Source organism: Niallia taxi (assembly GCF_032818155.1).
GTDB lineage: Bacteria > Bacillota > Bacilli > Bacillales > Cytobacillaceae > Niallia > Niallia taxi_A.
Genome location: NZ_CP102589.1, coordinates 1,260,440 through 1,284,393 on the forward strand (window position 1 = coordinate 1,260,440; position 23,954 = coordinate 1,284,393).

26 protein-coding genes are annotated in these 23,954 nt (G+C 38.1%); 17 read left to right on the forward strand and 9 right to left on the reverse strand.

From position 1 onward, the window contains the following. Positions 1 to 174: 174 nt before the first annotated feature. A complete protein-coding gene (locus NQZ71_RS06115) occupies positions 175 to 1,524 on the forward strand; it encodes a glucose-6-phosphate isomerase (RefSeq protein WP_127737981.1) in 1,350 nt (449 codons plus the stop codon). Positions 1,525 to 1,663: 139 nt separating this feature from the next. Continuing rightward, positions 1,664 to 1,996: a four-helix bundle copper-binding protein gene (locus NQZ71_RS06120; protein ID WP_144453496.1), complete on the forward strand. Its 333-nt coding sequence runs from the start codon at positions 1,664 to 1,666 to the stop codon at positions 1,994 to 1,996. Between the two features lie 49 nt (positions 1,997 to 2,045). Here the strand turns inward: NQZ71_RS06120 and NQZ71_RS06125 are convergent, their stop codons facing one another. Together NQZ71_RS06125 and NQZ71_RS06130 are read right to left on the reverse strand one after the other, a co-directional pair. Then, positions 2,046 to 3,044: a potassium channel family protein gene (locus NQZ71_RS06125; protein WP_317011517.1), complete on the reverse strand. Its 999-nt coding sequence runs from the start codon at positions 3,042 to 3,044 to the stop codon at positions 2,046 to 2,048. A gap of 94 nt (positions 3,045 to 3,138) precedes the next feature. Continuing rightward, positions 3,139 to 4,017, reverse strand: coding sequence for a TetR/AcrR family transcriptional regulator (locus tag NQZ71_RS06130; protein ID WP_317011518.1), 879 nt, complete (start codon positions 4,015 to 4,017; stop codon positions 3,139 to 3,141). Between the two features lie 373 nt (positions 4,018 to 4,390). Between NQZ71_RS06130 and NQZ71_RS06135 the strand changes: the two genes are divergently transcribed. From NQZ71_RS06135 to NQZ71_RS06150, 4 genes are read left to right on the forward strand one after another with little or no spacing between them, the layout of a single operon-like run. Further along, positions 4,391 to 5,131: a GTP cyclohydrolase II gene (locus NQZ71_RS06135; protein ID WP_144453491.1), complete on the forward strand. Its 741-nt coding sequence runs from the start codon at positions 4,391 to 4,393 to the stop codon at positions 5,129 to 5,131. A gap of 11 nt (positions 5,132 to 5,142) precedes the next feature. Further along, the gene (gene ribD, locus NQZ71_RS06140; protein ID WP_186303971.1) at positions 5,143 to 6,237 is read left to right on the forward strand and encodes a bifunctional diaminohydroxyphosphoribosylaminopyrimidine deaminase/5-amino-6-(5-phosphoribosylamino)uracil reductase RibD; all 1,095 of its coding nucleotides are present in this window, start codon (positions 5,143 to 5,145) and stop codon (positions 6,235 to 6,237) included. A 35-nt stretch (positions 6,238 to 6,272) separates the two neighbouring features. Next, positions 6,273 to 7,379: an FAD-dependent monooxygenase gene (locus NQZ71_RS06145; protein ID WP_275009266.1), complete on the forward strand. Its 1,107-nt coding sequence runs from the start codon at positions 6,273 to 6,275 to the stop codon at positions 7,377 to 7,379. An 18-nt stretch (positions 7,380 to 7,397) separates the two neighbouring features. Then, a complete protein-coding gene (locus NQZ71_RS06150) occupies positions 7,398 to 7,973 on the forward strand; it encodes a 5' nucleotidase, NT5C type (RefSeq protein ID WP_144453487.1) in 576 nt (191 codons plus the stop codon). Positions 7,974 to 8,015: 42 nt separating this feature from the next. On the opposite strand, the gene NQZ71_RS06155 is transcribed toward NQZ71_RS06150, so the two are convergent. From NQZ71_RS06155 to NQZ71_RS06165, 3 genes are read right to left on the reverse strand one after another with little or no spacing between them, the layout of a single operon-like run. Continuing rightward, positions 8,016 to 8,492 (reverse strand): chromate efflux transcriptional regulator ChrS, encoded by a 477-nt coding sequence (locus tag NQZ71_RS06155; protein ID WP_275009267.1) that lies wholly within the window; start codon positions 8,490 to 8,492, stop codon positions 8,016 to 8,018. 17 nt (positions 8,493 to 8,509) lie between these two features. After that, a complete protein-coding gene (locus NQZ71_RS06160; protein ID WP_317011519.1) occupies positions 8,510 to 9,049 on the reverse strand; it encodes a chromate efflux transporter ChrA in 540 nt (179 codons plus the stop codon). Positions 9,050 to 9,051: 2 nt separating this feature from the next. Further along, positions 9,052 to 9,621, reverse strand: a complete 570-nt coding sequence (locus NQZ71_RS06165; RefSeq protein WP_144453482.1) for a chromate efflux transporter ChrB — start codon at positions 9,619 to 9,621, stop codon at positions 9,052 to 9,054. A 380-nt stretch (positions 9,622 to 10,001) separates the two neighbouring features. Here NQZ71_RS06165 and ade point away from each other — a divergent pair, with 380 nt between their 5' ends. Continuing rightward, positions 10,002 to 11,735 (forward strand): adenine deaminase, encoded by a 1,734-nt coding sequence (gene ade, locus NQZ71_RS06170; protein ID WP_317011520.1) that lies wholly within the window; start codon positions 10,002 to 10,004, stop codon positions 11,733 to 11,735. Between the two features lie 600 nt (positions 11,736 to 12,335). Here ade and NQZ71_RS06175 read toward each other — a convergent pair. Both NQZ71_RS06175 and NQZ71_RS06180 read right to left on the reverse strand, forming a co-directional pair. Then, a complete protein-coding gene (locus tag NQZ71_RS06175; RefSeq protein WP_317011522.1) occupies positions 12,336 to 12,656 on the reverse strand; it encodes an 8-amino-7-oxononanoate synthase in 321 nt (106 codons plus the stop codon). 16 nt (positions 12,657 to 12,672) lie between these two features. Next, positions 12,673 to 13,578 carry an HD domain-containing phosphohydrolase gene (locus NQZ71_RS06180; RefSeq protein ID WP_317011523.1) on the reverse strand — a complete coding sequence of 302 codons (906 nt, stop codon included), beginning with the start codon at positions 13,576 to 13,578 and terminating at the stop codon, positions 12,673 to 12,675. 337 nt (positions 13,579 to 13,915) lie between these two features. On the opposite strand from NQZ71_RS06180, the gene NQZ71_RS06185 reads away from it, so the two are divergent. Genes NQZ71_RS06185 through NQZ71_RS06200 form a run of 4 tightly spaced genes read left to right on the forward strand, consistent with a single transcriptional unit; the run spans position 13,916 to position 16,174 of the window. Further along, a complete protein-coding gene (locus NQZ71_RS06185) occupies positions 13,916 to 14,527 on the forward strand; it encodes a flavin reductase family protein (RefSeq protein ID WP_317011524.1) in 612 nt (203 codons plus the stop codon). A gap of 33 nt (positions 14,528 to 14,560) precedes the next feature. Then, entirely contained in the window at positions 14,561 to 15,166 is a 606-nt protein-coding gene (locus NQZ71_RS06190) for an alpha/beta hydrolase (protein WP_260055954.1), read from the forward strand. A gap of 25 nt (positions 15,167 to 15,191) precedes the next feature. Next, complete coding sequence (locus NQZ71_RS06195; RefSeq protein WP_317011525.1) at positions 15,192 to 15,905, forward strand: pirin family protein; 714 nt, start codon at positions 15,192 to 15,194, stop codon at positions 15,903 to 15,905. Further along, complete coding sequence (locus tag NQZ71_RS06200) at positions 15,905 to 16,174, forward strand: hypothetical protein (RefSeq protein ID WP_260055955.1); 270 nt, start codon at positions 15,905 to 15,907, stop codon at positions 16,172 to 16,174. Before NQZ71_RS06195 ends, NQZ71_RS06200 begins: the two co-directional genes overlap by 1 nt. A 65-nt stretch (positions 16,175 to 16,239) precedes the next feature. Here NQZ71_RS06200 and gsiB read toward each other — a convergent pair whose 3' ends face one another. Beyond that, complete coding sequence (gsiB, locus tag NQZ71_RS06205; protein ID WP_127737964.1) at positions 16,240 to 16,611, reverse strand: glucose starvation-inducible protein GsiB; 372 nt, start codon at positions 16,609 to 16,611, stop codon at positions 16,240 to 16,242. Between the two features lie 155 nt (positions 16,612 to 16,766). Here gsiB and NQZ71_RS06210 point away from each other — a divergent pair, with 155 nt between their 5' ends. The 6 genes from NQZ71_RS06210 (at position 16,767) to NQZ71_RS06235 (ending at position 22,927) form a co-directional block, all read left to right on the forward strand. After that, positions 16,767 to 17,144: a type III secretion system effector protein gene (locus NQZ71_RS06210; protein WP_144453467.1), complete on the forward strand. Its 378-nt coding sequence runs from the start codon at positions 16,767 to 16,769 to the stop codon at positions 17,142 to 17,144. A 170-nt stretch (positions 17,145 to 17,314) separates the two neighbouring features. Continuing rightward, positions 17,315 to 18,286, forward strand: coding sequence for a glycosyltransferase family 2 protein (locus NQZ71_RS06215; RefSeq protein ID WP_260055957.1), 972 nt, complete (start codon positions 17,315 to 17,317; stop codon positions 18,284 to 18,286). Continuing rightward, positions 18,283 to 18,711 carry a GtrA family protein gene (locus NQZ71_RS06220; protein ID WP_260055958.1) on the forward strand — a complete coding sequence of 143 codons (429 nt, stop codon included), beginning with the start codon at positions 18,283 to 18,285 and terminating at the stop codon, positions 18,709 to 18,711. Before NQZ71_RS06215 ends, NQZ71_RS06220 begins: the two co-directional genes overlap by 4 nt. Next, positions 18,708 to 20,852 carry a glycosyltransferase family 39 protein gene (locus tag NQZ71_RS06225; protein WP_317011526.1) on the forward strand — a complete coding sequence of 715 codons (2,145 nt, stop codon included), beginning with the start codon at positions 18,708 to 18,710 and terminating at the stop codon, positions 20,850 to 20,852. The genes NQZ71_RS06220 and NQZ71_RS06225 overlap by 4 nt, the downstream gene beginning before the upstream one ends. Before the next feature lie 162 nt (positions 20,853 to 21,014). Beyond that, entirely contained in the window at positions 21,015 to 21,686 is a 672-nt protein-coding gene (locus NQZ71_RS06230; RefSeq protein ID WP_144453459.1) for a response regulator transcription factor, read from the forward strand. 11 nt (positions 21,687 to 21,697) lie between these two features. Beyond that, a complete protein-coding gene (locus tag NQZ71_RS06235; RefSeq protein WP_127737958.1) occupies positions 21,698 to 22,927 on the forward strand; it encodes a sensor histidine kinase in 1,230 nt (409 codons plus the stop codon). 239 nt (positions 22,928 to 23,166) lie between these two features. Here NQZ71_RS06235 and NQZ71_RS06240 read toward each other — a convergent pair whose 3' ends face one another. Next, positions 23,167 to 23,910, reverse strand: coding sequence for an NADPH-dependent oxidoreductase (locus tag NQZ71_RS06240; RefSeq protein WP_317011527.1), 744 nt, complete (start codon positions 23,908 to 23,910; stop codon positions 23,167 to 23,169). Between the last annotated feature and the right edge of the window lie 44 nt (positions 23,911 to 23,954).

Genomic DNA, 23,954 nt, shown 5'->3' on the forward strand with positions numbered 1-23,954 from the left:
GGGTCCCAGCTAATTTATTAAGCTGGGACCTAATAGGTAATAGTGACTAAAAGATGAATATCGGAAAAAAAGTCAGTTTGTATCCGCTTTCAAAACAATCTCATTCTTGATTAGTTTGGACACATTGTATAAAGTGAAAGAGGATACAAAAATAAATATAATGGAGGATCATTTATGACACACGTTCGTTTTGATTACTCAAAGGCATTAAGCTTTTTTGGAGAACATGAAATTACATACTTATCTGATGCGGTTAAAGTTGCTCATCATTCCTTACATGAAAAAACTGGAGCAGGAAGCGACTTCTTAGGCTGGATTGATCTTCCTGTTGATTATGATAAAGAAGAATTTTCCCGTATTTTAAAATCATCACAAAAGATCCAAAACGATTCTGAAGTTTTGCTTGTAATCGGAATTGGTGGATCTTATCTTGGAGCACGTGCAGCAATCGAAATGCTGAACCACAGCTTCCATAATGCTTTATCTAAGGATAAAAGAAAAACTCCACAAATCATCTTCATCGGAAAAGACATCAGCTCTACATATATGAGCGATGTTATTGATTTCTTAGGTGATAAGGATTTCTCTATCAACGTTATTTCTAAATCTGGTACAACAACAGAGCCAGCAATTGCATTCCGTATTTTCCGCAAGCTATTGGAAGAGAAATACGGTGCAGAGGAAGCTAAATCAAGAATTTATGCAACAACTGACAAAGCGCGCGGTGCATTAAAAACACTTGCTACTGAAGAAGGCTTTGAAACGTTTGTTATTCCTGATGATGTTGGCGGACGCTATTCTGTCCTTACAGCGGTAGGTTTGCTTCCAATCGCAGTTAGTGGTGCAGATATTGAGAAAATGATGAAGGGTGCAGCAGCTGCTCGTGAAGACTTCAGCTCTTCAGAATTAAGTGAAAATGCTGCATACCAATATGCTGCAGTACGTAATGTCCTTTACAATAAAGGCAAAACAATTGAAATGCTTATCAACTATGAGCCAGGACTTCAATATTTCTCTGAGTGGTGGAAACAGCTGTTCGGTGAAAGTGAAGGAAAAGACCAAAAAGGTATTTATCCGTCTTCCGCTAACTTCTCAACTGATTTGCACTCATTAGGGCAATATGTTCAAGAAGGTCGCCGCGACATTTTTGAAACAGTTGTTAAAGTGGACAAGCCTCGTCATGAATTAACGATTGAAGCAGCAGAAAACGATCTTGATGGCTTAAACTACCTTGCAGGTAAAACTGTTGACTTTGTAAATAACAAGGCATTTGAAGGTACGCTTCTTGCACATACAGATGGCGGTGTGCCAAATCTAATCGTTACAATTCCTGAAATGGATGAATACACTTTCGGTTACTTAGTGTACTTCTTCGAGAAAGCATGCGCAATCAGCGGATACCTTCTTGGAGTTAACCCATTCGACCAACCAGGTGTTGAAGCATATAAAGTTAATATGTTCGCATTGCTTGGCAAACCAGGCTTCGAAGAGAAAAAAGCAGAACTTGAGAGCCGTTTAAAATAAGAGATTAATCAATTGAAAAGGACAATCCATATAAAGGATTGTCCTTTTCGTTTCCAGCATTTTATATTTTCATGTTTTTAGAAAGAGAATTAAGGATAAATAACTACTATAATTCATAATTGTTTTAGGAGGGATATGAATGTTAGTAGAACAGGATCAGACATTAATAAGGGCTTTACAGGAATGCATGATAGCAACTAATCACTGCTTGAATGAATGTCTTGCTGAAGATGAATCAAATATGATGATAGATTGTATTCGCTTAGACCGGGAATGCATGGAGTTTTGCTCCAACTTAGAACAAGCAATTATCCGCCAATCTCCATATGCGAAGGAACTTGCTGAGCTTTGCCTGAAGGTTTGTGAAGCGTGTGCCCAGGAATGCCAAAAGCATGATCATAAACATTGCCAATATTGTGCAGATATTTGCTTGCAATGTATGGAAGCATGTAAAACATACTTAAAAAAGTAATTTAATGCATAACAGCGCTAATTTTTAGAGCGCTGTTTTTTTATGCATACTAAAATCCGGCTATCAGGATAAGCTCATCTTTTTCTTCCACCATAAAGGATGCACCTGGCTTAATATAAGATTGACTGCCTCTTTTTACCCCTAATAAAAGTTTGTCATCAAGAAGAAGATACGAACTGAGAGCAGCGAAATCAAGCCTTTCCTCGTTCTTCCATTCTCCAAGTGGGACAATTTGTAATCTTTTATCTTTGAAATTTCCTAACAAATCAAGGAAGGCAATCATTGTATCTTGAGAATTAAGACTGCTGTGCATGACAAAGCTTGACAGTCGATTTGTTTGAATGATTTCATCAGCGCCAGCGCGATTGGCATTCGTTACTTGCTCTACAGTCAAAATTTCAATAATACAAGGAACTGCAGGGTTTAAACCTTTTATAGCGAGCAATGTCAAAATGGAATTCATATCAGCATACATTTCGTCTTTACTTTGATCAGCAGTAATAATGACTTTGCTTGCCTTCAAAATATTAGCGCGAAGAAGCGTTGCATCAATATTTGGGTTCCCTTGAATAAAATGAAGGGACTCAGGGCTTGGATTTTGAGAGAGCGATTCATCAACAAGTGTAATGACTGCTTTTTTACCATCCTTAGAGATGGATTGAATCAGTGCCTTAGAACGTTCATTCCATCCGATAATAACAATGTGATCTTGTCCTTTATAAGCTGATTTTCCTTCCATAAAGGCATTTTGTCTGGCTACTGCTGCTGTTGCTAATGTCACTAAGTACGTTGATAAAAAACCTGCTCCAGTGAGAATAAGCAGCATGCCTGTCACTCTTCCTACTATTGTAGTAGGAGAGTAATCCCCATATCCGACTGTAGATGCTGTGATAATTGCCCACCATACTCCTTCAAAAAAGGATGGGAAGTTGTCAGGCTCTACTATCGTAATGACCATTCCGAAAAATAAAATAATGGAAACTGCAATAGATAGAATTCTGATACTGATCGGAAGACGTAGAAATGCGGTGAGTACAGTGTTCGGCAAAATATTTCACTCCATCATAAAATGTATATATTTCATTATGGACGAAATAAAAATCTTTCATAATTAAATGAAAGATTTTTATTAGAATGCCTGTTCACTTAGTAAAGGGAGAAATGCAATAATGTCTTTTGATTTTCTCAATTGATTCTTGCAGCTCGTCATGTCCTGCAAGGTTTGAAAGCATTCCTTGGATAATAGGATTACGAGGCGAGTCTGTTTTTATTTCCGATTCCAGTACGTCCAATGTAATTTCAATTGAATCCTTATCTGGATATCCTTCTGCTTTTTTGCGGATTTGATTAAGGATATCGATTACTTTTTCCGTATTTTCTGCCAGAAAATCGATTTTCGGCTTATGCAGTAATTTGTGTAAATTGGCTTCTGTGAAGATAGGGGTGTCGCCCGATATCCCATCCACGATTGAATCCATTCTTCTCCATAAATATTGAGACAGATTCATTGCACTCATGTCAATCTGTCCATGAAGCAGAAGCCTCAAAAATGACTGCAACAATCCTTCATACATGATCTGTAAATCCAAGTGAAAGGGACTAGTTTTTTCTCCGTATAATTCAAGTAAGTAATCTAAAGAAAATTCTCTAATATCTGTCTGCATTTGGATTATTAATTGCTTAATGGAATCATTTAGCGGAATTGCCTGCTCGCGTGTTTGCATGATAATGAAGTCTTTATGTTTTAAGGCATGTTCAAAAAAGGCTGATGTTTGTTCAACCAGCTTGTCTTTTGCTGTAATGTCTTTATGTTTGATGTTGTCAAATAGCTCTACTAATTCCTTGTAATAATAATCAAGGATAGCAAACAATAATGTATCCTTCGACTTGAAATATATATAAAAAGCACCTTTGGATATTCCGCAATCATTTGCTATTTCTTGAATGGAGGTGGAGGAATATCCTTTTTGCGCGAAAAGCTTTAGCGCAGAGTCTATTATTTTTTTTTCTTTCTCTTTCAAACGAAGTGCCTCCTATTCTTTTTATAAGGAAGAGTTGGAAAAGTGAATAAAAGTATTAAATTCCTATCGAGATTTTACTATTAAACCACACAACTTAAAATAAGTAAAAAGATAGCTGGTTCTTTCTATTGTACCATTTGTCCTTTCTTATTTTAGAGTGAAAAAAAGTTGTTTGTACAAAAAAAGATATTCCTTTATGATAATAATTATCACTTTCTGTACGTTAAGAGACCAGCGTCGAAAAAATAGGTAAATTAATTACTTGACGCTATCTTCTTGTATATATATACTTACTTACATATAGTAAGTGGTTTGTTTAAAAATCATTAAATGATGCAAATTAAGATGGATGAATTTCAAAGGAGACTTAAATATGAAAAAAGAAGTAATTGATCTTCTTCAAAATAAAATGAATATGATACCTTTCAAGGAAGACAAGAAATTATGCTTAGTTGGGCCTGTTAAGCTGCCCGTTCAGCTTGAGGATAAAGTGGTAACATTCCAATGGTATACATGGCTGCCGATTACCGAGCAACAATCAAAAGAGGAGCTTCTAAAGAGCTTGCCTTCATTAAATCTTGCTGAGTACCAGCAGTCATCAGTACTAGTATATGGAGACTTTGAACATATAGATGAAACGCTAATCCGCATGCACAGCATTTGCCATACAGGGGATATATTCGGAAGCAAACGCTGTGATTGTGGGTACCAGCTGCACCAGTCAATGAAGATGATTGTTGATAACGGCAGCGGAGCACTTTTCTACTTGGCAAACCATGAAGGTCGAGGAATTGGTCTATTCACTAAGTCATTAGCTTATCTGCTTCAACAAGAAGGCATGGATACTGTAGAGGCAAATCATGCCCTTGATTTTGCTGATGATACAAGAAGCTATGAAGAGCCAATCAGTGTTCTGCAAGCATTGCGTACAAAGCCTGTTAAATTAATTACTAATAACCCGAAAAAGCTGGAAGCATTGAAAAAGCTCGGATTAACTGCAGAAGAAAATGTTCCTCTTTGGGGAGACAGATCAGAATTTAATGAGAAGTATTTAGATACGAAGGTCATGAAATCCGGACATATCCCATTACAAGAAGAAATTGTGACTTTTTGAGGAGCAGAATGATGATAAAAACTGATCATGATTTTATGAAAATGGCATTGGACCTTGCAGAAACTGCTAAGGGGAAAACAAATCCGAATCCAGTAGTCGGTGCAATCTTAGTTAAGGATGGCGTTATTGTCGGTTCTGGTCTGCACAGGAAAGCAGGTGAGCCCCATGCAGAGGTTCATGCCTTCAAGATGGCTGGTGAGCATGCGAAAGGCGCGACACTCTATGTCACATTGGAGCCATGCTCCCATTACGGGAAAACACCACCATGTGCAAATTTAGTGAAGGACTCTGGTGTGAAAAGAGTTGTAGTTGCAGCGCAGGATCCGAATCCGTCTGTTGCTGGCAAGGGCATTGGCATTATCAAGAATGCTGGTATCGAAGTGGAGGTTGGTGTGCTTGAGGAGGAAGCAAAAAAGCTAAATGAGCGCTTTATGCACAATATGATCACACAAACTCCATTTGTTATCTCTAAGGTTGCCATGACATTAGACGGCAAAATTGCGGCCTATACAGGTCACAGTCAATGGATTACAGGGGAGGAAGCCAGGAAAGAGGTGCATTATCTTCGCAATGAAGTTGATGCAATCCTTGTCGGTGTAGGAACGGTATTAGCTGACAATCCAAGATTAACGACTCGATTAGACCTGCCTGCAAAAAATCCAATTCGGATTATTTTAGACAGCAAGCTACGAACGCCAATTGATGCAAATGTGGCAGATTGCTCTGAAGCTCAAACGATCATTGTTACAGGACTAGATATCAATCATGAAAAGGCTTCGGCATTAAAAGAGAAGGGCGTTAAAATCATTCAGGTGTCTGATGAGGGAAGGCTTGATCTGAAGGAAGCAATGAAGAGACTGTATGAAGAGGGGATAACAGATATCCTGCTTGAAGGTGGCAGTGAAGTGAATGCAAGCTTCATGAGAGATGGCCTTATTCAAAAATACATTGTTTACATTGCACCAAAGATTTTAGGCGGAAAATCCTCCTATACTCCTTTTAGAGGGGAAGACGTGGAAACAGTCGATGAGGCTGTTCAATTGAGGTTTGAAACAGTAGAAAAGGTAGGAGAAGACTTAAAAGTTTTCGCATACCCGGCTGGTTAACCAGCAGTGAAAGATTAAGGGAAGAGGATGGGGAAATGACAGTTCTGAATGCAGAGGTTTGTATTGTAGGTGCAGGTCCTGGTGGGGCAATGCTGGCTTATTTGTTGAGTAAAGCAGGAGTCTCGACTATCCTGCTTGAACGGCATCATGATGTGGATAAAGAATTTCGAGGAGAGCACTTGAATGAGGAGGGAGAGCAGGTCCTCAAAAGTGCTGGACTCTTTTCCAAATTGAAGGAAAAAGGCATTCTTTGCATGAGCCAAGTTGATTATATAGCAGATGGTAAAGTAGTCAAAAGCATCCATCCCCACCCAGAAGTCGGACATACTGGCATACATGTTCCACAAAAGCATCTGCTGAAGCTGCTGTTGGAGGAATCATCAAGGAGCGCTGCGTTTAGACTGGAAATGGATAGTGCTGTCAAGGAGCTAATCCGGACTGAAAAGGGAGATTATTCTGGTGTAATTGCGTTAATTAACGGTGTTGAAACCGTTGTTAACAGCAAAATCATTGTTGGCGCAGACGGAAGATTTTCAACGATAAGAAAAAAAGGGGATTTCCCTGTTGAGGCAATTAAGCATGGCTATGATTTGCTGTGGGCAAAAATTCCTGCACCATCTAATTGGGAACCTGCGATTAAAATGGCGCTAGTCCAAGGCAGCCAGCTTGCCCTTTTCACACAATACGGAGGGTTTATCCAAATTGGCTGGAATATAGAGGAGGGAAGTTTTCCTGCACTTCGTAAAGGATCCTTCTCTCATTTTACGGACCAGCTTTTATCTGCTTTTCCAGAGCTGGAGGAGTCAGTGCATTCACATATTAAGGAATGGAAGGATTTCGTACTTTTGAAGGTGGAAAGCTCGAAAAGTAAAACATGGATCAATAATAATGTAATTTTATTAGGAGATGCAGCACATACAATGAGTCCAACTGGAGCATTTGGTCTTAACAGTTCCCTAAAGGATGCAGAGGTGCTGGCGGAATTATTACAACGGATTCTTCTCCAGAATGATTCGATGGATTTATTAAAGATATACGAGGCTGTCCGGAAAACAGAGGTAGAAAAGGTACAGGAAGAGCAGCTTCGCAGAGAAGCGACCTTTAAGGACCATTTTCTCGCAGCAGCTGTGGTTGTTAATTGATTGGAAGGGAAGCATATAATGAAGTTCGGTTTTGATATAGATGATACATTGATTAGTTTACGTGAGCATGCCTTTCATTTATATAATAAAAAACTGCATAAGGATGTGCATGTCGATCATTTTCATGCACTAAAAACAGTAGAAATACATGAACCGTTTGGTCTAGATGGCGGAGAAGGTAAAAATATGTGGAACTCTTTAAGTGAAGAGATATATTTTACAGATTGTCCCCCATATCCAAGTGCAGTTGAATTTCTGCAAAAGCTGACAGCTAATGGACATGAAGTTTATTATATTACAGCAAGAAACAAGGTGTTTGCGGAACGTACAAAGGAATGGATGAAAGAACAGGGCTTTCCTGTTAAGGATGATCACTTTTTCTGCGGGATGGCTGATCATGAGAAAATTGACGTTATCCAAAATCTTGGGCTTGATTACTATATGGATGATAAGCCTGCTGTTTTGGATACACTTGCAGAAACTGGTGTTCAGCTGCTAGTGAAGGACCAATCGTATAATAAGAATCTTTCCTATGACAGAGTATACAGTTGGGCAGATGTTTGGGAATATCTTAAATTAGCAGAAGGTAAATGAAAAAAGCAGGGACTAAAGTCCCTGCTTTTTTCATTTACCTTGTTATAGCTTCATTCCCATCCTGCTCTTATACCTTTTAATGAGCATTTGGCAATCGACACTGACAACACCTTGGATAGCGTATAATTTATTAGTTAAAAATTGCTCCATTTCATGATTGTCTGCAAAAATTCCGTGCATATGTAATTTACTTGGCCCTGTCATATGATAAAGGCTGCTTATAGCGGCTTCATTTGCCAATAATTCAGCTACCTCCTCAAGATGCTTTGGTTCCACATCAATATTAAAGAAAGCAGACACCGTCTTGCCGATTTTTACAGGATTAATAACAGCTGTGAACTTTTCAATTATGCCATTCTCCACCATTGCATTGATTCGCATTTGCACTGCTACCCTTGATATCCCGACTTCCTTTCCGATATCTGTGTAGGAAATCCTGCCATTATCATGCAATAATGACATTATTGCATGATCAATCTGATCTAATTTACTTGGCGTCAGTTCATGTCCATTTGTCATTTTAGGTCTGTTCCTTTCTAACTTAAATGGGGTACAACAATGCCGCCATATGCAAAGGCTAAGATAATAACAATAGCAGGGTGAACCTTAAACTTCTGTAGTAAGGCAAAGGAAATCACCGCGATAGCAGCTGTTTGAATCCATCCTAACGAAATATAGGAGTCTTGCAGCATTTCAAATGTAAGGATTATCATTAATGCCGCAATGACAGGCTGAACTAAAAGTGCCATTCCTTTCACTATTTTTGAATCACGATGCTTACTCATGATATTAGCAAGAAAAATAAGGGCAGCAGCAGATGGTATAACAGTTGCTGCTAAAGCTACGATAAAGCCCCACCATCCGCCAATTCCAAAACCGACATATGCGGCTATTTTTGTTGCGATTGGACCGGGAAGGGCATTACCAAGTGCTAGCATATTGGAGAACTCGGCATTTGAAAGCCAATTGTACCGATTAACAATCTCTTCATACATGAGAGGAATCGAAGCTGGACCGCCACCATAGCCGAATATATTAGATAATAGGAAACTTAAAAAGATGCTGATTAATATCATATTTACATGCCTCTTTCTTTTTTATGGAAAATTCGATCTTTAAGGTTGAAATGAAATGCTCCATAAGTTAAAAATATTAAAACGACAATAGCAGGATGAATGGAAATGTATTGCAGTAAAAACAGACAAATTAATGTTAAGGCTACACCAACATATATTCCTAACCCTTTGATTGCTTTCTCCGCAAACTCATATGCCATTAAGCCAAGCATAACGGCAATAACAGGAATGACGGCAGACACCATGCTTGTGATGACTGCTGAATGGCTAACAACGTTGATGAATGAAATCAATACGACCATTGCCAGACATGTCGGTAAAATGTGGGCAAGTACTGATACGATAGCTCCCAAAATGCCTTTTTGGCGATAACCAAGATATGCTGCCATTTTGGTCGCAATTGGCCCTGGCAAAGTGTTGGCAATCGCCAGAATTTCACCGAATTCATCATTATCAAGCCATTTGAATTTTGTCACTGCTTCATAACGAATAAGAGGTATAACCGAAGGCCCCCCTCCAAAACCAAGTATGCCAGACCGGCACATTGCAATAATTATTTCTTTATAAACCATCTGCTTTTCTCCCTTCTGTATTAACGAACATTATGTAATAAATAAATGCATGATTAATATCTTTTCGTAAATATAATAACATAATTGATGTTATTTGAATTGGAAAATATAAAAAAATATAACAATATGAAAATATGATAATGCGTTATACCCTGCGAAAAAGAATTTGAAACTTGCTTTGAACTATAATACAATAGTAAAAATAATCTCAAAACGGTATGAAATACCATTTCTCCTCTAGTTTGAACAATTAAACCCAGCACATACTCTTCCATACCATTTGCAAAATCATTTTCCAATAAAAACACGTTAATGATGGAAAGTAACAAAGATACATATAGGAATAAGCAAGTGAAAATAAGAAGGGGGCATAAAAACGTATGAGCAGTAAATATGAAAAGAGACTAAAAATAGCAGCAAAAAGGGAGAAGGCAGACCTTGTCATAAAGAATGCTTCCATAGTAAATGTATTTACAGGAGAATTGATGGAGGGAGATATAGCTATATCTGATGACTCGATTGCAGGAATTGGTGATTACGAAGGAATGAGTTCCATTGACGCAAAAGGAAAGTTCATTATTCCTGGATTGATTGATGGCCATGTTCATATTGAAAGCAGCATGCTCACACCACAGGAATTTGCAAAGGTTCTGCTGCTGCACGGTGTCACAACTGCGATTACGGATCCCCACGAAATAGCTAATGTTGCCGGAACTAAGGGAATACAATATATGTTGGACCAATCAGAAGGCTTGCCACTGGATATTCGTGTTATGCTTCCTTCTTGTGTGCCTGCCGTGCCGAATGACAGTAACGGGGCCGCTTTGTATGCAGATGACTTGGCTCCATTCTTCAAGCATGAGCGTGTCCTTGGTTTAGCAGAGGTAATGGATTTTCCGTCAGTCTATAACACTAGCCCTGATATGGTCAGTAAGCTTCTTCTCACAAAGATGAGCAATGGAATTATAGACGGTCATGCTGCGGGAATTGATCGGGAGAGCTTAAATGTCTACAGTGCTGCCGGTATACGAAATGATCATGAAGCAACGACATTAAAAGAAGGCAAGGACAGGCTGGATTTAGGGCTTTACCTAATGATAAGGGAAGGTACAGTCGCTAAAGATTTAAAAGCATTATTGCCAGTCGTTACAGAAAAAAACGCCCGCAGATGCCTGTTTGTTACAGATGACAAACTAATCGATGATTTATTACATGAGGGCAGTGTGGACCATTGCGTTCGTTTAGCTATAAAGGAAGGACTTAATCCCATTACAGCCATTCAAATGGCGACAATTAATACTGCTGAATGCTATAAGCAGGAAGGAATCGGTGCTGTGTCACCAGGCTATAAAGCAGATTTCTTAATTGTTGACAGTCTTGAGGATCTCTCCATAAAGCAAGTTTATAAAGACGGAAAATGTATTGTGGAAGACGGCAACCTGAAATTAGAGCAGTTCAAAGAGCAGACATACGAAGCTTCCAATCTTCCCGCATTAAATTATGCACCATTTAAGCTAGAAGAATTGCAGCTGCCACTGCAATCCGATAGCTGCCATGTAATTGGAGTTATACCAAACAGTATTGTGACAGAGCATTTAATAGAGAAGGTACAGGTAGAGGGCGGAATCTTTCAACCTTCTGTAGAAGAAGATTTACTAAAGCTGGTTGTAGTAGAGCGGCATCATCGTACTGGAAATATTGGACGTGGAATTGTAAAGGGCTTTGGCTTCAAAAAAGGAGCAATTGCCACTAGCATTTCCCATGATTCGCATAATATTGTGGCAGTTGGCACAAATGATGAGGATATAATGCTTGCAATTGAGGAGTTAAAAAATATTAATGGAGGCATCACTGCAGTCGCCGAAGGCCAATTAATTGCTTCCCTACCATTACCGATAGCAGGTCTTATATCAGATCAAAGCTATGAAACATTGTACCAGCAAATGAATGCACTCAACGAACAAGTAATGCAACTTGGAGGGAAAAGCAGCTTTAATCCATTTCTGACTCTTTCCTTTTTATCCTTGTCTGTTATTCCTACCTTAAAACTAACTGATATAGGGCTGTTTGACTTCAGCCAATTTGCGTATATAGGTTTAGAAGCAAATAAGTAAGTAGAAACGAACATCATCAAAGATGTTCGTTTTTTTGGCTTTAAATAAAAAAAGGATCCAGCTTTTCTTAAAAGCTGGATCAAAAAATATATTTTAAGAGGGGAAACTCTTAACATAAATTTATTCTACTAGGTAATTATGAATAAATAATGAACAAAACATTAAAAAATAAAAAATATAGTAATTGCTTCTTTTCCAATTATAAAAGAAAAAAATAAAAGTTTCACTCAATAGAGAAAAAGACCTATTAACAAAAGAAATGGCTAGGCCGATATATTTGGTAAGAAGCACCATTACAAGCTAAATATAGGTATAGATGTTTATTTAACAAAAAAATGGGTCATATTAATAATAAATACAGACATAATGAAAGCGTTTTCGTATATAATGAATGTAAGCTAATCATTAATTCTGGTCTCACTTACTAATAAGGGGTGGATGGCATGGAAGAACAAGCGAAATTTTTTACTGGATTGAAATGGGGCGTCTTACTTAGCGTACCACTGTGGATTTCCTTTTTTGGATGGATAAAACTACTTTATCACTTTGTTTAAATTAAATAAAAAAGGACTTCGGATTTTTCCCGAAGTCCTTTTTGGTTTATGCTAAAGGAAGCGGAGGATCGATGCCAATAACAGGTACTCCGTCAACAGTCAGCCAAATATAATAATGATCGAACTCTTTACCAGTAATTTTTTCAATTTTAGCGATGATTTTTTCTTGTGCGTCAAAAGTGCGTTTTGCTGTTTGTTCACCAAGCGGAATATTCTTCATTCCTAATAGGTCAGCAATTTGTCGTGCTTGATCATATGTCACTTCCACATATTTATCATATTCTGGAAAATAAGCTGCTTCTGCAGGCTTTACCTGCAAAGAAACAATTAAAATAACTGCTAGTAAGCTCCATACTAGTTTTTTCATATGATGTTCTCTCCTCTTAATAATTTTCTATAGTATCTTTTAGTTCTATAAAAGCATCAACCACAAGTGGATGATACATAGTACCCTTGTTGTTTAATATTTCCTCGAAGGCTTCCTCCTTCGATTTACCCTTTTTGTAGACTCTGTCTGTCGTCATCGCATCAAAGGAATCAACTACAGCTATTATGGCAGCTTCAATTGAAATCTCGTTTCCCTTTAGTCCCTTAGGGTAGCCTTTTCCATCATATCTTTCGTGATGCTGTTCTACTATTACTCCAACTTCTCGAAGAAATGGAATTCTGGTTTCTTCCAATAATTCACGTCCGAATGTTGTGTGAAGCTTCATTACTTCCCATTCTTCTTCTGTAAGTTTACTTGGCTTTTGTAATATATTTAACGGAACTTTGACTTTTCCGAGGTCATGAAAAAAAGAAGATAGATTTAAACGGGCTGTCTGCTTAGTGTTAAGACTGAGTGTCTCCCCAACAAGCATCGAATAATCCTTAATTCTCTCACAATGATCTCTTGTATATCCGTCTTTTTCTTCAATAGATATTGTAAGCTCAAATAAATCTTTTGAAAGTTGGCTATAGTGGTGAAACACTGGTTGACTTGTTACATATATAAATTCCGTTATCTCTTCAGCATAGAAAATAGTATATACCTTAATAGGACTTCCATAAAAAGATTGTCCAGGATTTAATTCAATCGAATTACCATCTCTCTGGTAAAGTAATTTTCCAGAAATTATATAGAAATACTCTAATCCTTCCCAACCTTCTTCGGGACCCATTGCCCAACTAGATCCTTGTTGCAGTTTATGATAGATTACTTCAGTTCCGTCACCTGCTGCAATTAAAGATATTTGTAAGCCCTTAAAATGTACTGTTTCTATAAACTCTCCTTCATTTAAAATTCCCACACTATTTCCCTCTCTCTTTTAACAATAGAAGCTATTTTTCTAGACTCTAAGAATATACCTTATTTTATCTAAAATATAGTGTAATTGTAATAGGTAAAAGTCATTAAATTAGGTCTAAATGAGTAGTTTTTCTGGTGGAAACAGAGTAAAAATTATACAAATTAATGATAGCAAAATATAATAGGAAAAAATAGTGTAATTTTCTTTATTTTTACTAGAATAAACGACTCATTCTTGACAGAAGGTATTTATAAGTAGTATGATTATCTCGAATTCAAGATAAAATAAAAAATCAAGAAAATTATGTTTTCTGCTTGTCAAAGAATGGAGGAATCGTATGTTAACAATTGATCCAAGTACACTTTCTGCTAAGGAAGTGTATAAGTTCTTTATCGGAAGCGTTATTCCTAGACCGATTGCGTTTGTCACTTCTAAAGGGAGCAATGGTGTTATAAATGGTGCACCGTTCAGCTTCTTTAATATTGTATCCTCTGATCCTCCGATTTTGTCTGTTGCTGTTCAAAGAAAGGGTGGCCAACAAAAGGATACAGCGAGAAATATAGAAGAGAACAATGAATTTGTTATCCATATTTGTGATGAAGACAATATTGGAGCAATTAATGAAACTGCTTCAAGCCTTCCTCCAGATGAAAGTGAGCTTGAGCTTGCGAACTTAACGCTTGCTGAAAGTTCTGTCATTTCTGTATCAGGAATCAAGGAGGCAAAAATACGGATAGAATGTAAACTCGAGCAAATCGTAGAAATGAAGGATGATAATGGTGTTGTAACATGTGATTTGATTTTGGGCAGAGCCGTCTGCTTCCATATTGAGGATTCTTTATATAAGGATGGAAGAATTAATCCACATCTTTTGAAGCCTGTCAGCAGACTTGCAGGAAATGACTACAGTAAGCTTGGAGAGCTGTTCACCATTACTAGACCAAAATAAAAGGCATTATCATGTCTTAGATAGGAGATAAATATGAAGCATATCTTTAAAAAAGGTACAAATGAGCAAATGCCAACATTATTACTACTCCATGGAACTGGAGGTACAGAAACGGACTTGCTGCCACTTGCAGAATTAATTAGTCCACAATCATCGGTACTTAGCGTAAGGGGAAATGTATTAGAAAATGGTATGCCCCGTTTTTTCCGCCGGTTAGCAGAAGGGGTTTTTGATATAGAGGATTTGAAGGAGCGGACAAAGGAGCTTCATGACTTTCTTGACAGCAGTGCAGATGAGTACGGCTTTGATCGTAATAATATTATAGCAGTCGGCTATTCAAATGGAGCAAATATTGCAGCAAGTATCTTATTCCATTATGCAAACAGTCTGAAAGGTGCGATTCTTCACCATCCAATGGTTCCGTTAAGAGGTATGGAATTGCCTGATTTAAATGGGGTTCCTGTTTTTATTTCTGCAGGCACCAATGACCCAATTTGCCCGAGAAGTGAATCAGAGGAGCTGAAAGAGCTGCTCGAAGGAGCTGGTGCAAGTGTTCAGGTGCATTGGGAAAATTACGGTCATCAATTGACTAGATCAGAAGTTGATGCAGCAGCCGTTTGGTTAGCAGGTAATAAATAATCCAAGGTGATAAGAGGTGTATTAAATGATTAACGTGTTTAAGAAAGAGGACGGCCATTCTGCAAGCAATGACTGGGTAGAAAGTCATTTCAGCTTTTCGTTTGGAAATTATTATGATTCGGACAATGTTCGTTTTGGTCCGATGCGCGTATTAAATGATGATACGATTCAGCCTAATAAAGGATTTGGAATACATCCACATAGAGAGGCTGAAGTCGTATCGATTGCGATTACAGGACAGCTTAAACATGAAGACAGCTTAGGAAACAGTGGTGTCATTGAATTTGGTCAGGTGCAGCGAATGACAGCAGGAACAGGAATCCTTCATTCCGAAATAAATCCATCTGAAACAGAGCCGGGGAGATTCTTACAGCTGTGGTTCTTCCCACACACAAAACAACTTCCTCCGTCCTATGAAGATGTGAAATTTGATGTAAATCAGTTAACAAACCAGCTCTTGCCAGTGGTAGCTCCTTCTGCAAGTGCTGGAGTAGCAATGATCCATCAAGATGTAACAATCTATTTATCCAAGCTGGAGCAAGGTAAGTCTCTTGATTTCAATCAGGAAGAGGACAGGGGAATTCTTGTGTATGTGATTAGTGGAGCGGCATATCTGGACAACGAACACCTCATTGGGAAACCAGACTCAGCTCGAATTACAAATCTCTCTTCCTTGCATATTAAAGCAGAGGAAGACTGCTTTTTCATGCTGATTGATTTACCAGGAGGGGATCTTTAATGCTGATGATTCGCCATGCTATTGGAAGCAGACTGTTTTTACAAACGGATGATTACACTATCACACCAGAGGGTGAAAAATGGATAATTACTGCTGGTGCCAAGCAAGAGGAGCTAGATAACTTATTGGCTTTCAAAGAGGAATTAAATTTATTTGTTGTTGGCGAAAACGAGAAAACCTGGTATTACTCATCAGATGCCGAAATAGAAAAAACAGAGGCAGGTAATATTCAGATTATCGCAGACCATAAGACAAAATATCCGGTATAAAGAAATACCCAAATGCAAAAGCATTTGGGTTTATTCTTAGTTGCAAATTTGTTATAATTCTAATATTAGTTGTTGTTATTTGTGGAGTTGCCGCCTTTTCGACCAATTTCTTGATAAAATTCTTTATCATGATTATCGGAAGTGGCTTCTCCGCCTTTTTTGCCGATTTCTTGATAGAATTCTTTATCATGATTATCGGAAGTAGCCTCTCCGCCCTTTTTGCCGATTTCTTGATAGAATTCTTTATCATGATTATCGGAAGTGGCTTCTCCGCCCTTTTTCCCAATTTCTTGATAAAAGTCTTTATCATGATTTTTGGAAGTAGCTTCTCCGCCTTTTTGTCCAATTTCTTGATAAAATTCCTTATCGTGATTTTTTGAAGTTGCTTGTCCACCTTTTTTACCTGCTTCTTCTCGACTCATTTTGTTGTCTGCCATGTTAATCACTCCTTAGAATTTTTAGTTAATAAATTGTACATTGGTTATATAGCCGATTTCACTATCTATAAACATATTAGTCTAAAATATTTATACGGAAATGTTTGGTAATTAATTAATTTATACGAATTATATAGACATTACTTAAAGGGGAAATGATTAAATTTATGATTACAATTGATAAATTTATGGAAGTTGTAGCAAAGGCAGAACAGCTTGGCTGCAAGGTCGTTTATAACGCAGATAAGAAAATTAGCTTTAATGCAAATATGTATATAACAATTCCTTTCTTAATTACATTGGAAAATACATACGCACTGGCACATGAAATTGGCCATGTTATAGATTATGTTAATGGGGATTTAGATTATGATAAATGGTTGAATGACTGGTCTTACAGGGTGAATGCTGAAATGAGTGCATGGGTAAATGCCTATAAGCTGCTTAATGAGCTTGGCGTATCTTTAGACCAATGGCAAGCACATGTGGACAGTAAATTAAGAAATTACTTTATATTACCTGAGGTTATTTAACACACAAAAAAGGCTTTATGCATGGAAAAACAGCATGCATAGAGCCTTTTTTTTATTTCTAGATATTGTTAATAAGTTAAGGATTAATTAAGAAACGTTCGCTAGAATCAAGCTATTCCATTCGGATCATCTTTCGAAGTTGCTAATTATAGAAAGGAAGAGTGATTTTCATGACGAACGAAAAAATAGATTATTCTATTGTTATTCCTGTTTATAACGAGGAAGAAGTAATTGAACATACGTATGAAAGACTTAAAACAGTGATGCAGAGTTCAGATGGAAACTATGAACTGCTGTTCATCAATGATGGGTCCAAAGACAGGTCTGTGGATATATTGCTGCAGCTAAGTGAGCAGGACAAAACAATCAAGATTGTTGATTTCTCCAGAAACTTCGGCCACCAAATTGCGATTACAGCTGGTATGGACTATGCATCAGGGAATGCCATTGTCATCATTGATGCAGATCTCCAAGACCCGCCAGAGCTTATTCTCGAAATGATTCAAAAGTGGAAGGAAGGCTATGATGTTGTATATGCAAAACGCACGGCGAGAAAGGGAGAAACCTTTTTTAAGAAACAGACCGCATCAGCATTCTACAAAACATTACGGGCCATGACAGAAATTGATATCCCGATTGATACAGGAGATTTTCGTCTGATTGACCGAAAAGTGTGCGATCAAATGAATAATATTCACGAAAAAAACCGTTTTGTTAGAGGACTTGTTAGCTGGGTAGGGTTTAAGCAGACGGCTGTAGAGTATGAGAGGGATGAAAGATTTGCCGGTGAAACGAAATATCCGTTAAAAAGGATGCTTAAATTATCACTAGATGGAATAACATCCTTCTCTTATAAGCCATTGAAGCTAGCCAACTATTTAGGTGCTTCACTTTCTTTAATAGGCTTTGTGTATATGCTGATTGTCCTTTATCAAAAGCTGTTTACGACTACGACTGTTACGGGATGGTCATCAATAATTGTTATCCAACTGTTCTTTAGCGGGATTACGCTAATGATGCTAGGTGTTATTGGTGAGTATATCGGACGTATATATGACGAAGCAAAAAACAGGCCGCTTTATATCGTCAAGGACATTTATCAGCATGAACAGTCATCAGCTAAACCGTTTGTGCTGAAATGAAGAAATGGCTAGTTTTTATTAAGTTTGGCCTTGTAGGGTCCTTAAATACAATCATTGATTTCATTGTTTATGCGATTTTAACAAGTGTTGGAGCAAATTTTCTCGTGGCTCAAATTCTTTCCTATTCATGCGGACTATTAAATAGTTATTTTGTGAACAGAACTTGGACCTTTAAACAGACAAAGAAGGCTAGTATGGGTGAGTTTATGCGGTTTTTAGCTGTTAATGTTGTGACATTATCCATCACTTTGTACCTGCTTGATTTGTTTTATACAAAGCAAGGCATGAACTTGTTCTTAAGTAAATTATTAGTGACGGCAATTGGGACAATTGTTAATTTTATTGGAACGAAAATGCTGGTTTTTACAAAGGAAAAAACGGAGCTAACCAAAATACAAGATAAAAAAGAATGGAGAAAAATATGAAAAAATGGACAAAGGGAAGATTTGATATCCTTTTAATCGCTATATTGCTGTTTTCTGCTGGATTAAACTTCTATAATCTGCAGAATGCTGGCACGAATTCTTATTATTCTGTAGCTGTGAAAAGTATGTTGACAAGCTTCCATAACTTTTTCTTTGTTTCCTTCGATCCAGCTGGATTTATTACTGTTGATAAACCTCCAGTTGCATTATGGATTCAAGCGATTTTTGCCAAGATTTTTGGCTTTAATGACTTCGTACTTCTTTTGACTGAGGCATTGGCAGGGGTTATTTCTGTATGGCTGTTATATATCATGGTTAAGCCGAAATTCGGTAGAGCAGCAGCGCTTATTTCTAGTTTAGTCCTGGCTTGCTCCCCGATTTTTGTAGCTGTTGTCAGAACGAATAATGTTGACAGTATTTTGATTGTCACATTAATGACGGCAGCCTTGGCGTTAATGAAAGCTGTTGAAAAGCAAAAGCTTGGTTGGCTGCTATTAAGTTTTGCTCTTGTTGGTGTTGGCTTTAACGTGAAAATGCTGCAAGCATATATGGTATTGCCTGCATTTGCATTTTATTATTTCTTTGCAACAAGAGAAATAAAAATCTGGAAAAAAATCATTCATTTAGCGGCATCAACGCTATTACTTCTTGTTATATCATTGTCGTGGGCACTTGCCGTCGATATGACTCCTGAGAGCGAAAGACCGTATATGGGTGGAAGTGAAACAAATTCAGTGTTAGAGCTTGCCTTCGGGTATAACGGCCTATCGCGATTAACTGGTCAAGATTCTGGCATGGGAGGCGGTGGAAGTGCACAAGCACCGCAAGCTCAGACACAAACGCAAACAGATGATGCTAGTACATCAGCAAACAGCAGTTCAAGTACAAGTGAGGAAGGTCTTCCATCTATGCCTAGTGGTGGGCAGCAAGGGGACGGTGGCAGTTCAAGTCAATCTGGCATGTTTAATACAGGGGAAGCAGGACCGCTTCGTTTATTCCAAAGCGAGTTATCTGGCCAAATCAGCTGGCTGCTCCCATTCGTATTATTTGCAATCATAGGGCTATTCGTGTCCTTCATTAAAACAAGAAAGTATACAATGAAGCATCATTTTGCTGCATTCTGGTTCATCTGGCTTGCACCTATGTTCGTATTCTTTAGCATCGCATTGTTTTACCATCATTATTACTTGAGTATGATGGGACCTGCCATTGCCGCACTTGTCGGTATCGGCTTTACAACATTATGGGATTTCTATAAGGAAGAGAAGGGATGGGAAAGCTGGCTGCTTCCTGTTGGCATACTTGTCACTTTCTTTTTCGAGGCGTTAATTGTTTATCAAAACAGCTCATCTGTTTCGATCATTTGGATGTGGGTTGGCATCATATTAGGTGTTGTCCTGTTCATGCTCTTGATTGCAGGAAAATCAAGTGCGTCTATTAAGGAGACAATTGCTGTGATAAGTATATTGGCATTATTAGTACTGCCAATATATTGGACAGCTATTACCATCACAAAGACTGGCAATGAGTCTACACCAACTGCTGGACCAACTAGTGGAATGGGCGGACCAGGCGGCGGTGGCGGAGGCATGGGTGCCTTTGGTGGCAATATGCAGCAAGGCGAAATGCCAAGCAGTATCCAGTCGGGCAATATGCCGACTGATGCTGGAGAAGCACCATCTGGTTTCCCTGGTAGAGATACAAATGATGATAGCAGTGATGGAATGGGTCGCATGGGCGGCGGAGGAGATATGGAAAGCATTGACTCTGGCTTAATGTCTTATTTAGAAGACAACTATAATGGCGAGAAATTCTTCCTTGCTGTACAGAGAGCTCAATCGGCTTACTCCATCATGCTGAACACAGACTATGCTGTAATGGCAATGGGTGGTTTTGGCGGCTCTGATCCTGCACCGACAGTAGAAGAGCTCGAAAAAATGGCAGAAGCAGGAGAAATTAAGTACTTCTTACTATCCGGACAAGGAATGGGAGGCAATAGTGAAGTTACAGAGTGGATACAGGAAAACTGTGTGGAGGTACCGAGCAGTGAGTATTCCTCAGATACAACAGACACTACTGACAGCTCTGCTGCATCAGATATGAGAGGCATGGGCCAAACCTTGTATGAGTACCAAAAGTAATAAAAAGAAAAGCGATTCGTCAAAGCGAATCGCTTTCTCTCTTTCAAATAGAGCAAAAAACAACATGATAGTATTTATTTATACTTGGGCTTATGTTATAAATAATGCTAATGAATCAGCTTAGCAAATGCCAAACTTAAAAGCCAAAGGAGATATAATACGATGAAATTACTAGTTGTGGAGGATAATAAGCCATTATTAGAATCCATAAAAGGGATATTGGAGAAGGAATATTCTGTGGATACTGCAGATAATGGCGAAGACGGATTATTTTTTGCACAGCAAAACATATATGATTTAATCGTCTTGGATGTCATGCTACCATATATGAATGGCTTTGAAATTGTGCAAATACTGCGCAAGGAAAAGGTTAATACACCCGTACTGTTCTTAACAGCAAAGGATTCGCTTGAGGACAGGGTAAAAGGCTTAGAATTCGGCGGAGACGATTATTTAGTCAAACCGTTTCAGGCTCCTGAGCTAGAGGCAAGAATTAAAGCACTGCTTAGAAGAAGCGGAGCATTAGATATAGATGCAGGGCTTAAGTATGATGAAATAGTGCTGACTGGAAAAGAAAATGATGTGCTTGTGAAAGGTGTTCCAATTAAGTTAACGGTCAAGCAATATGAATTGCTGGAGTATTTAATCCAAAACACAGGGAAAATTCTAACGAAGGAACAAATATTTGACCGTATTTGGGGATTTGATTCTGATACGACAATCGCCATAGTGGAAGTGTTCATTCATCAGCTTCGCAAAAAATTAGAAGATTTTGCTTATCATAAAGATATTCAAACTGTCCGAGGTGTTGGATATATTTTGAAGAAAGCATAAGGGGATACACTATGTTCCAAAAGACAAGAATTAAGTTAACCTTTCTTAATTCGCTTGTATTCATATTATTGATGGTCGTCCTTGGTGTGATGATTTATCATTACACAGAAAAGCAAATATATAAGGATATAAATAAGTCACTGGAAGAAGCGGTGGAATCCGTTAGTCATCCAGACCAAAGGGAAGTCGGAAGGGGTCCAGTGGGCGACCCGCAAATCTCCCTCATTAAATGGACAGAAGATAAAGAGATAGATTCGATATCCCAAAACATCATAAATTATGCAAGTGAGTTCGAGAATTTTTATCCAAAGGATTACGATAGGATTGTTGAGAAACAGACAGTCAGCGGCTACAGTTATAACACTATTGCTGTCAAAGTTAAGATGGAGGATGGAACAAAGGAAACCTTTCAGTTTATTCGCAGCACCAATCCGGAAAAATCAATGCTGAACAGATTGATTATCATTATGACTTTAGGTGTGCTTGCGGGTAGCATATTCGCAATACTAGCTGGTTATTTCCTTGCGGGGCGAGCTTTAGTACCAATTCAAAAATCATGGGAATCACAGCAGCAATTCGTTTCAGATGCTTCTCATGAGCTAAGAACGCCGTTAGCTGTTATTCAATCGAGAACAGATCTTCTGTTCCAGGAACCTGATGCCACCATTCAGGAAAAGGCGATTGACATCTCTGTTATCTCGAAAGAGACACGAAGGCTGAATAAGCTTGTTACCAGTTTGTTAACACTTGCAAGGTCTGATTCAAACCAGATGGAAATATCGAAGCAAGAATTTGCCTTAGATGTTCTCATTCAAGAAGTAATTGACCAGTATGCAGATATAGCAGAGTTCCAAGGGAAAAGGATTTATACAGATACAATTACACCAATCAAGCTGATTGGTGACAAAGAGCGAATACACCAGTTGCTTGTCATACTCGTTGATAATAGCATGAAGTTTACGGATGAGGGTGGCACAATTGCTATAAATGCCGCTGCTAAGGCTCATACGATTGAATTAGAGGTAAAAGACAACGGCATTGGTATTCCAAAGCAGGACATTTCCAAAATATTCAACCGTTTCTATCAAGTCGAACAATCACGGACAGATATAGAAGGAACTGGCTTAGGATTGTCCATCGCAAAGTGGATTATCGACAAGCATTCAGGAACGATAAGAGTGGACAGTGAGCTGGAAAAAGGCACACGCTTTGAAATCACCTTTCCGAAGCTTGGACAGTAGAGAGAGTCTGGGACATAAGTATTTAATTCTCATTAAAAAACCAAACTATTTAATCGTTTATTGATTTTAATAGTTTGGTTTTTTATGTTTTTCGATTTAAAAACAATAAGTATAAATCTTAGTGTAATGAAACGACCTATACTCTATTGGGGACAAAATAAAAATAACCTTTTTAAAAAAGAATAATAAGTAATTTTATCTAACTTTGAGACAGCGTAGCATGGATTTATACCACACTTTTATTCCTTCAAATCCTTTGCATGAAAGCCTTGTTTTTGCAGGACTGGTCCAATGCTTGGATAATATGGCTGCTTATAAAAGTTGGCAACCCTGTTTGTCCAATTTGCTTGTTCACTGCCGCGTTCTTGTAAGTACTTCTTAAATACTTCATTATATTCCTTTAAAGCTTCTGTTTGGTCATTATGATAGGTTTCTTTATGAACATAAGCCTCTTTAGGAAGTCTTGGCTTAACACCAGGATCTTCAGCAGGAAAACCGATGCATAAACCAGAAATAGGCACTACATATTTAGGAAGCTGTAAAAACTCAATCACTTCTGGTGCATTCCTTCTGATACCTCCGATTGGAACAGTACCCAATCCGAGTGATTCAGCAGCTGTTATTGCATTTGCCAAAGCAATTCCTGCATCTGTTGCTCCAACAAGTAACAGGTCTGATTGATCTGCTGCACCGAAAGTAGTGTTTTCCAGGTTAGCTGAAAGCTCTGTTCGGTGGAAGTCCATACAGAAGACCAAAAATACAGGTGCTTCATTAATATGCTTTTGATTACCGCAAAGCTCTGCCAGTTTTTCCTTTCTATTATGGTCCTCCACTACTATGACAGTTACATGCTGCCCGTTTATCCAGGATGGTGCAGCTTGTGCAGAATCCAAGATAGCATGAAGCATTTCATTTGGTACACTTTTATTTTCATATTTACGGTAAGAACGGTGCTGTGTTAATGTTTTTATTACTTCATTCATTTTAATTAACCTCCTGTACCCGAATATTCACTTGAGAGAAAAAC

Excerpts from the sequence above, each read along its gene's own strand:
- NQZ71_RS06115 (WP_127737981.1), top strand. The coding sequence starts at position 175 with ATGACACACGTTCGTTTTGATTACTCAAAGGCATTAAGCTTTTTTGGA.
- NQZ71_RS06120 (WP_144453496.1), top strand. The coding sequence starts at position 1,664 with ATGTTAGTAGAACAGGATCAGACATTAATAAGGGCTTTACAGGAATGC.
- NQZ71_RS06135 (WP_144453491.1), top strand. The coding sequence starts at position 4,391 with ATGAAAAAAGAAGTAATTGATCTTCTTCAAAATAAAATGAATATGATA.
- ribD (WP_186303971.1), top strand. The coding sequence starts at position 5,143 with ATGATAAAAACTGATCATGATTTTATGAAAATGGCATTGGACCTTGCA.
- NQZ71_RS06145 (WP_275009266.1), top strand. The coding sequence starts at position 6,273 with ATGACAGTTCTGAATGCAGAGGTTTGTATTGTAGGTGCAGGTCCTGGT.
- NQZ71_RS06150 (WP_144453487.1), top strand. The coding sequence starts at position 7,398 with ATGAAGTTCGGTTTTGATATAGATGATACATTGATTAGTTTACGTGAG.
- NQZ71_RS06155 (WP_275009267.1), bottom strand. The coding sequence starts at position 8,492 with ATGACAAATGGACATGAACTGACGCCAAGTAAATTAGATCAGATTGAT.
- NQZ71_RS06160 (WP_317011519.1), bottom strand. The coding sequence starts at position 9,049 with ATGATATTAATCAGCATCTTTTTAAGTTTCCTATTATCTAATATATTC.
- NQZ71_RS06165 (WP_144453482.1), bottom strand. The coding sequence starts at position 9,621 with ATGGTTTATAAAGAAATAATTATTGCAATGTGCCGGTCTGGCATACTT.
- ade (WP_317011520.1), top strand. The coding sequence starts at position 10,002 with ATGAGCAGTAAATATGAAAAGAGACTAAAAATAGCAGCAAAAAGGGAG.
- NQZ71_RS06175 (WP_317011522.1), bottom strand. The coding sequence starts at position 12,656 with ATGAAAAAACTAGTATGGAGCTTACTAGCAGTTATTTTAATTGTTTCT.
- NQZ71_RS06185 (WP_317011524.1), top strand. The coding sequence starts at position 13,916 with ATGTTAACAATTGATCCAAGTACACTTTCTGCTAAGGAAGTGTATAAG.
- NQZ71_RS06190 (WP_260055954.1), top strand. The coding sequence starts at position 14,561 with ATGAAGCATATCTTTAAAAAAGGTACAAATGAGCAAATGCCAACATTA.
- NQZ71_RS06195 (WP_317011525.1), top strand. The coding sequence starts at position 15,192 with ATGATTAACGTGTTTAAGAAAGAGGACGGCCATTCTGCAAGCAATGAC.
- NQZ71_RS06200 (WP_260055955.1), top strand. The coding sequence starts at position 15,905 with ATGCTGATGATTCGCCATGCTATTGGAAGCAGACTGTTTTTACAAACG.
- gsiB (WP_127737964.1), bottom strand. The coding sequence starts at position 16,611 with ATGGCAGACAACAAAATGAGTCGAGAAGAAGCAGGTAAAAAAGGTGGA.
- NQZ71_RS06210 (WP_144453467.1), top strand. The coding sequence starts at position 16,767 with ATGATTAAATTTATGATTACAATTGATAAATTTATGGAAGTTGTAGCA.
- NQZ71_RS06215 (WP_260055957.1), top strand. The coding sequence starts at position 17,315 with ATGACGAACGAAAAAATAGATTATTCTATTGTTATTCCTGTTTATAAC.
- NQZ71_RS06220 (WP_260055958.1), top strand. The coding sequence starts at position 18,283 with ATGAAGAAATGGCTAGTTTTTATTAAGTTTGGCCTTGTAGGGTCCTTA.
- NQZ71_RS06225 (WP_317011526.1), top strand. The coding sequence starts at position 18,708 with ATGAAAAAATGGACAAAGGGAAGATTTGATATCCTTTTAATCGCTATA.
- NQZ71_RS06230 (WP_144453459.1), top strand. The coding sequence starts at position 21,015 with ATGAAATTACTAGTTGTGGAGGATAATAAGCCATTATTAGAATCCATA.
- NQZ71_RS06235 (WP_127737958.1), top strand. The coding sequence starts at position 21,698 with ATGTTCCAAAAGACAAGAATTAAGTTAACCTTTCTTAATTCGCTTGTA.
- NQZ71_RS06240 (WP_317011527.1), bottom strand. The coding sequence starts at position 23,910 with ATGAATGAAGTAATAAAAACATTAACACAGCACCGTTCTTACCGTAAA.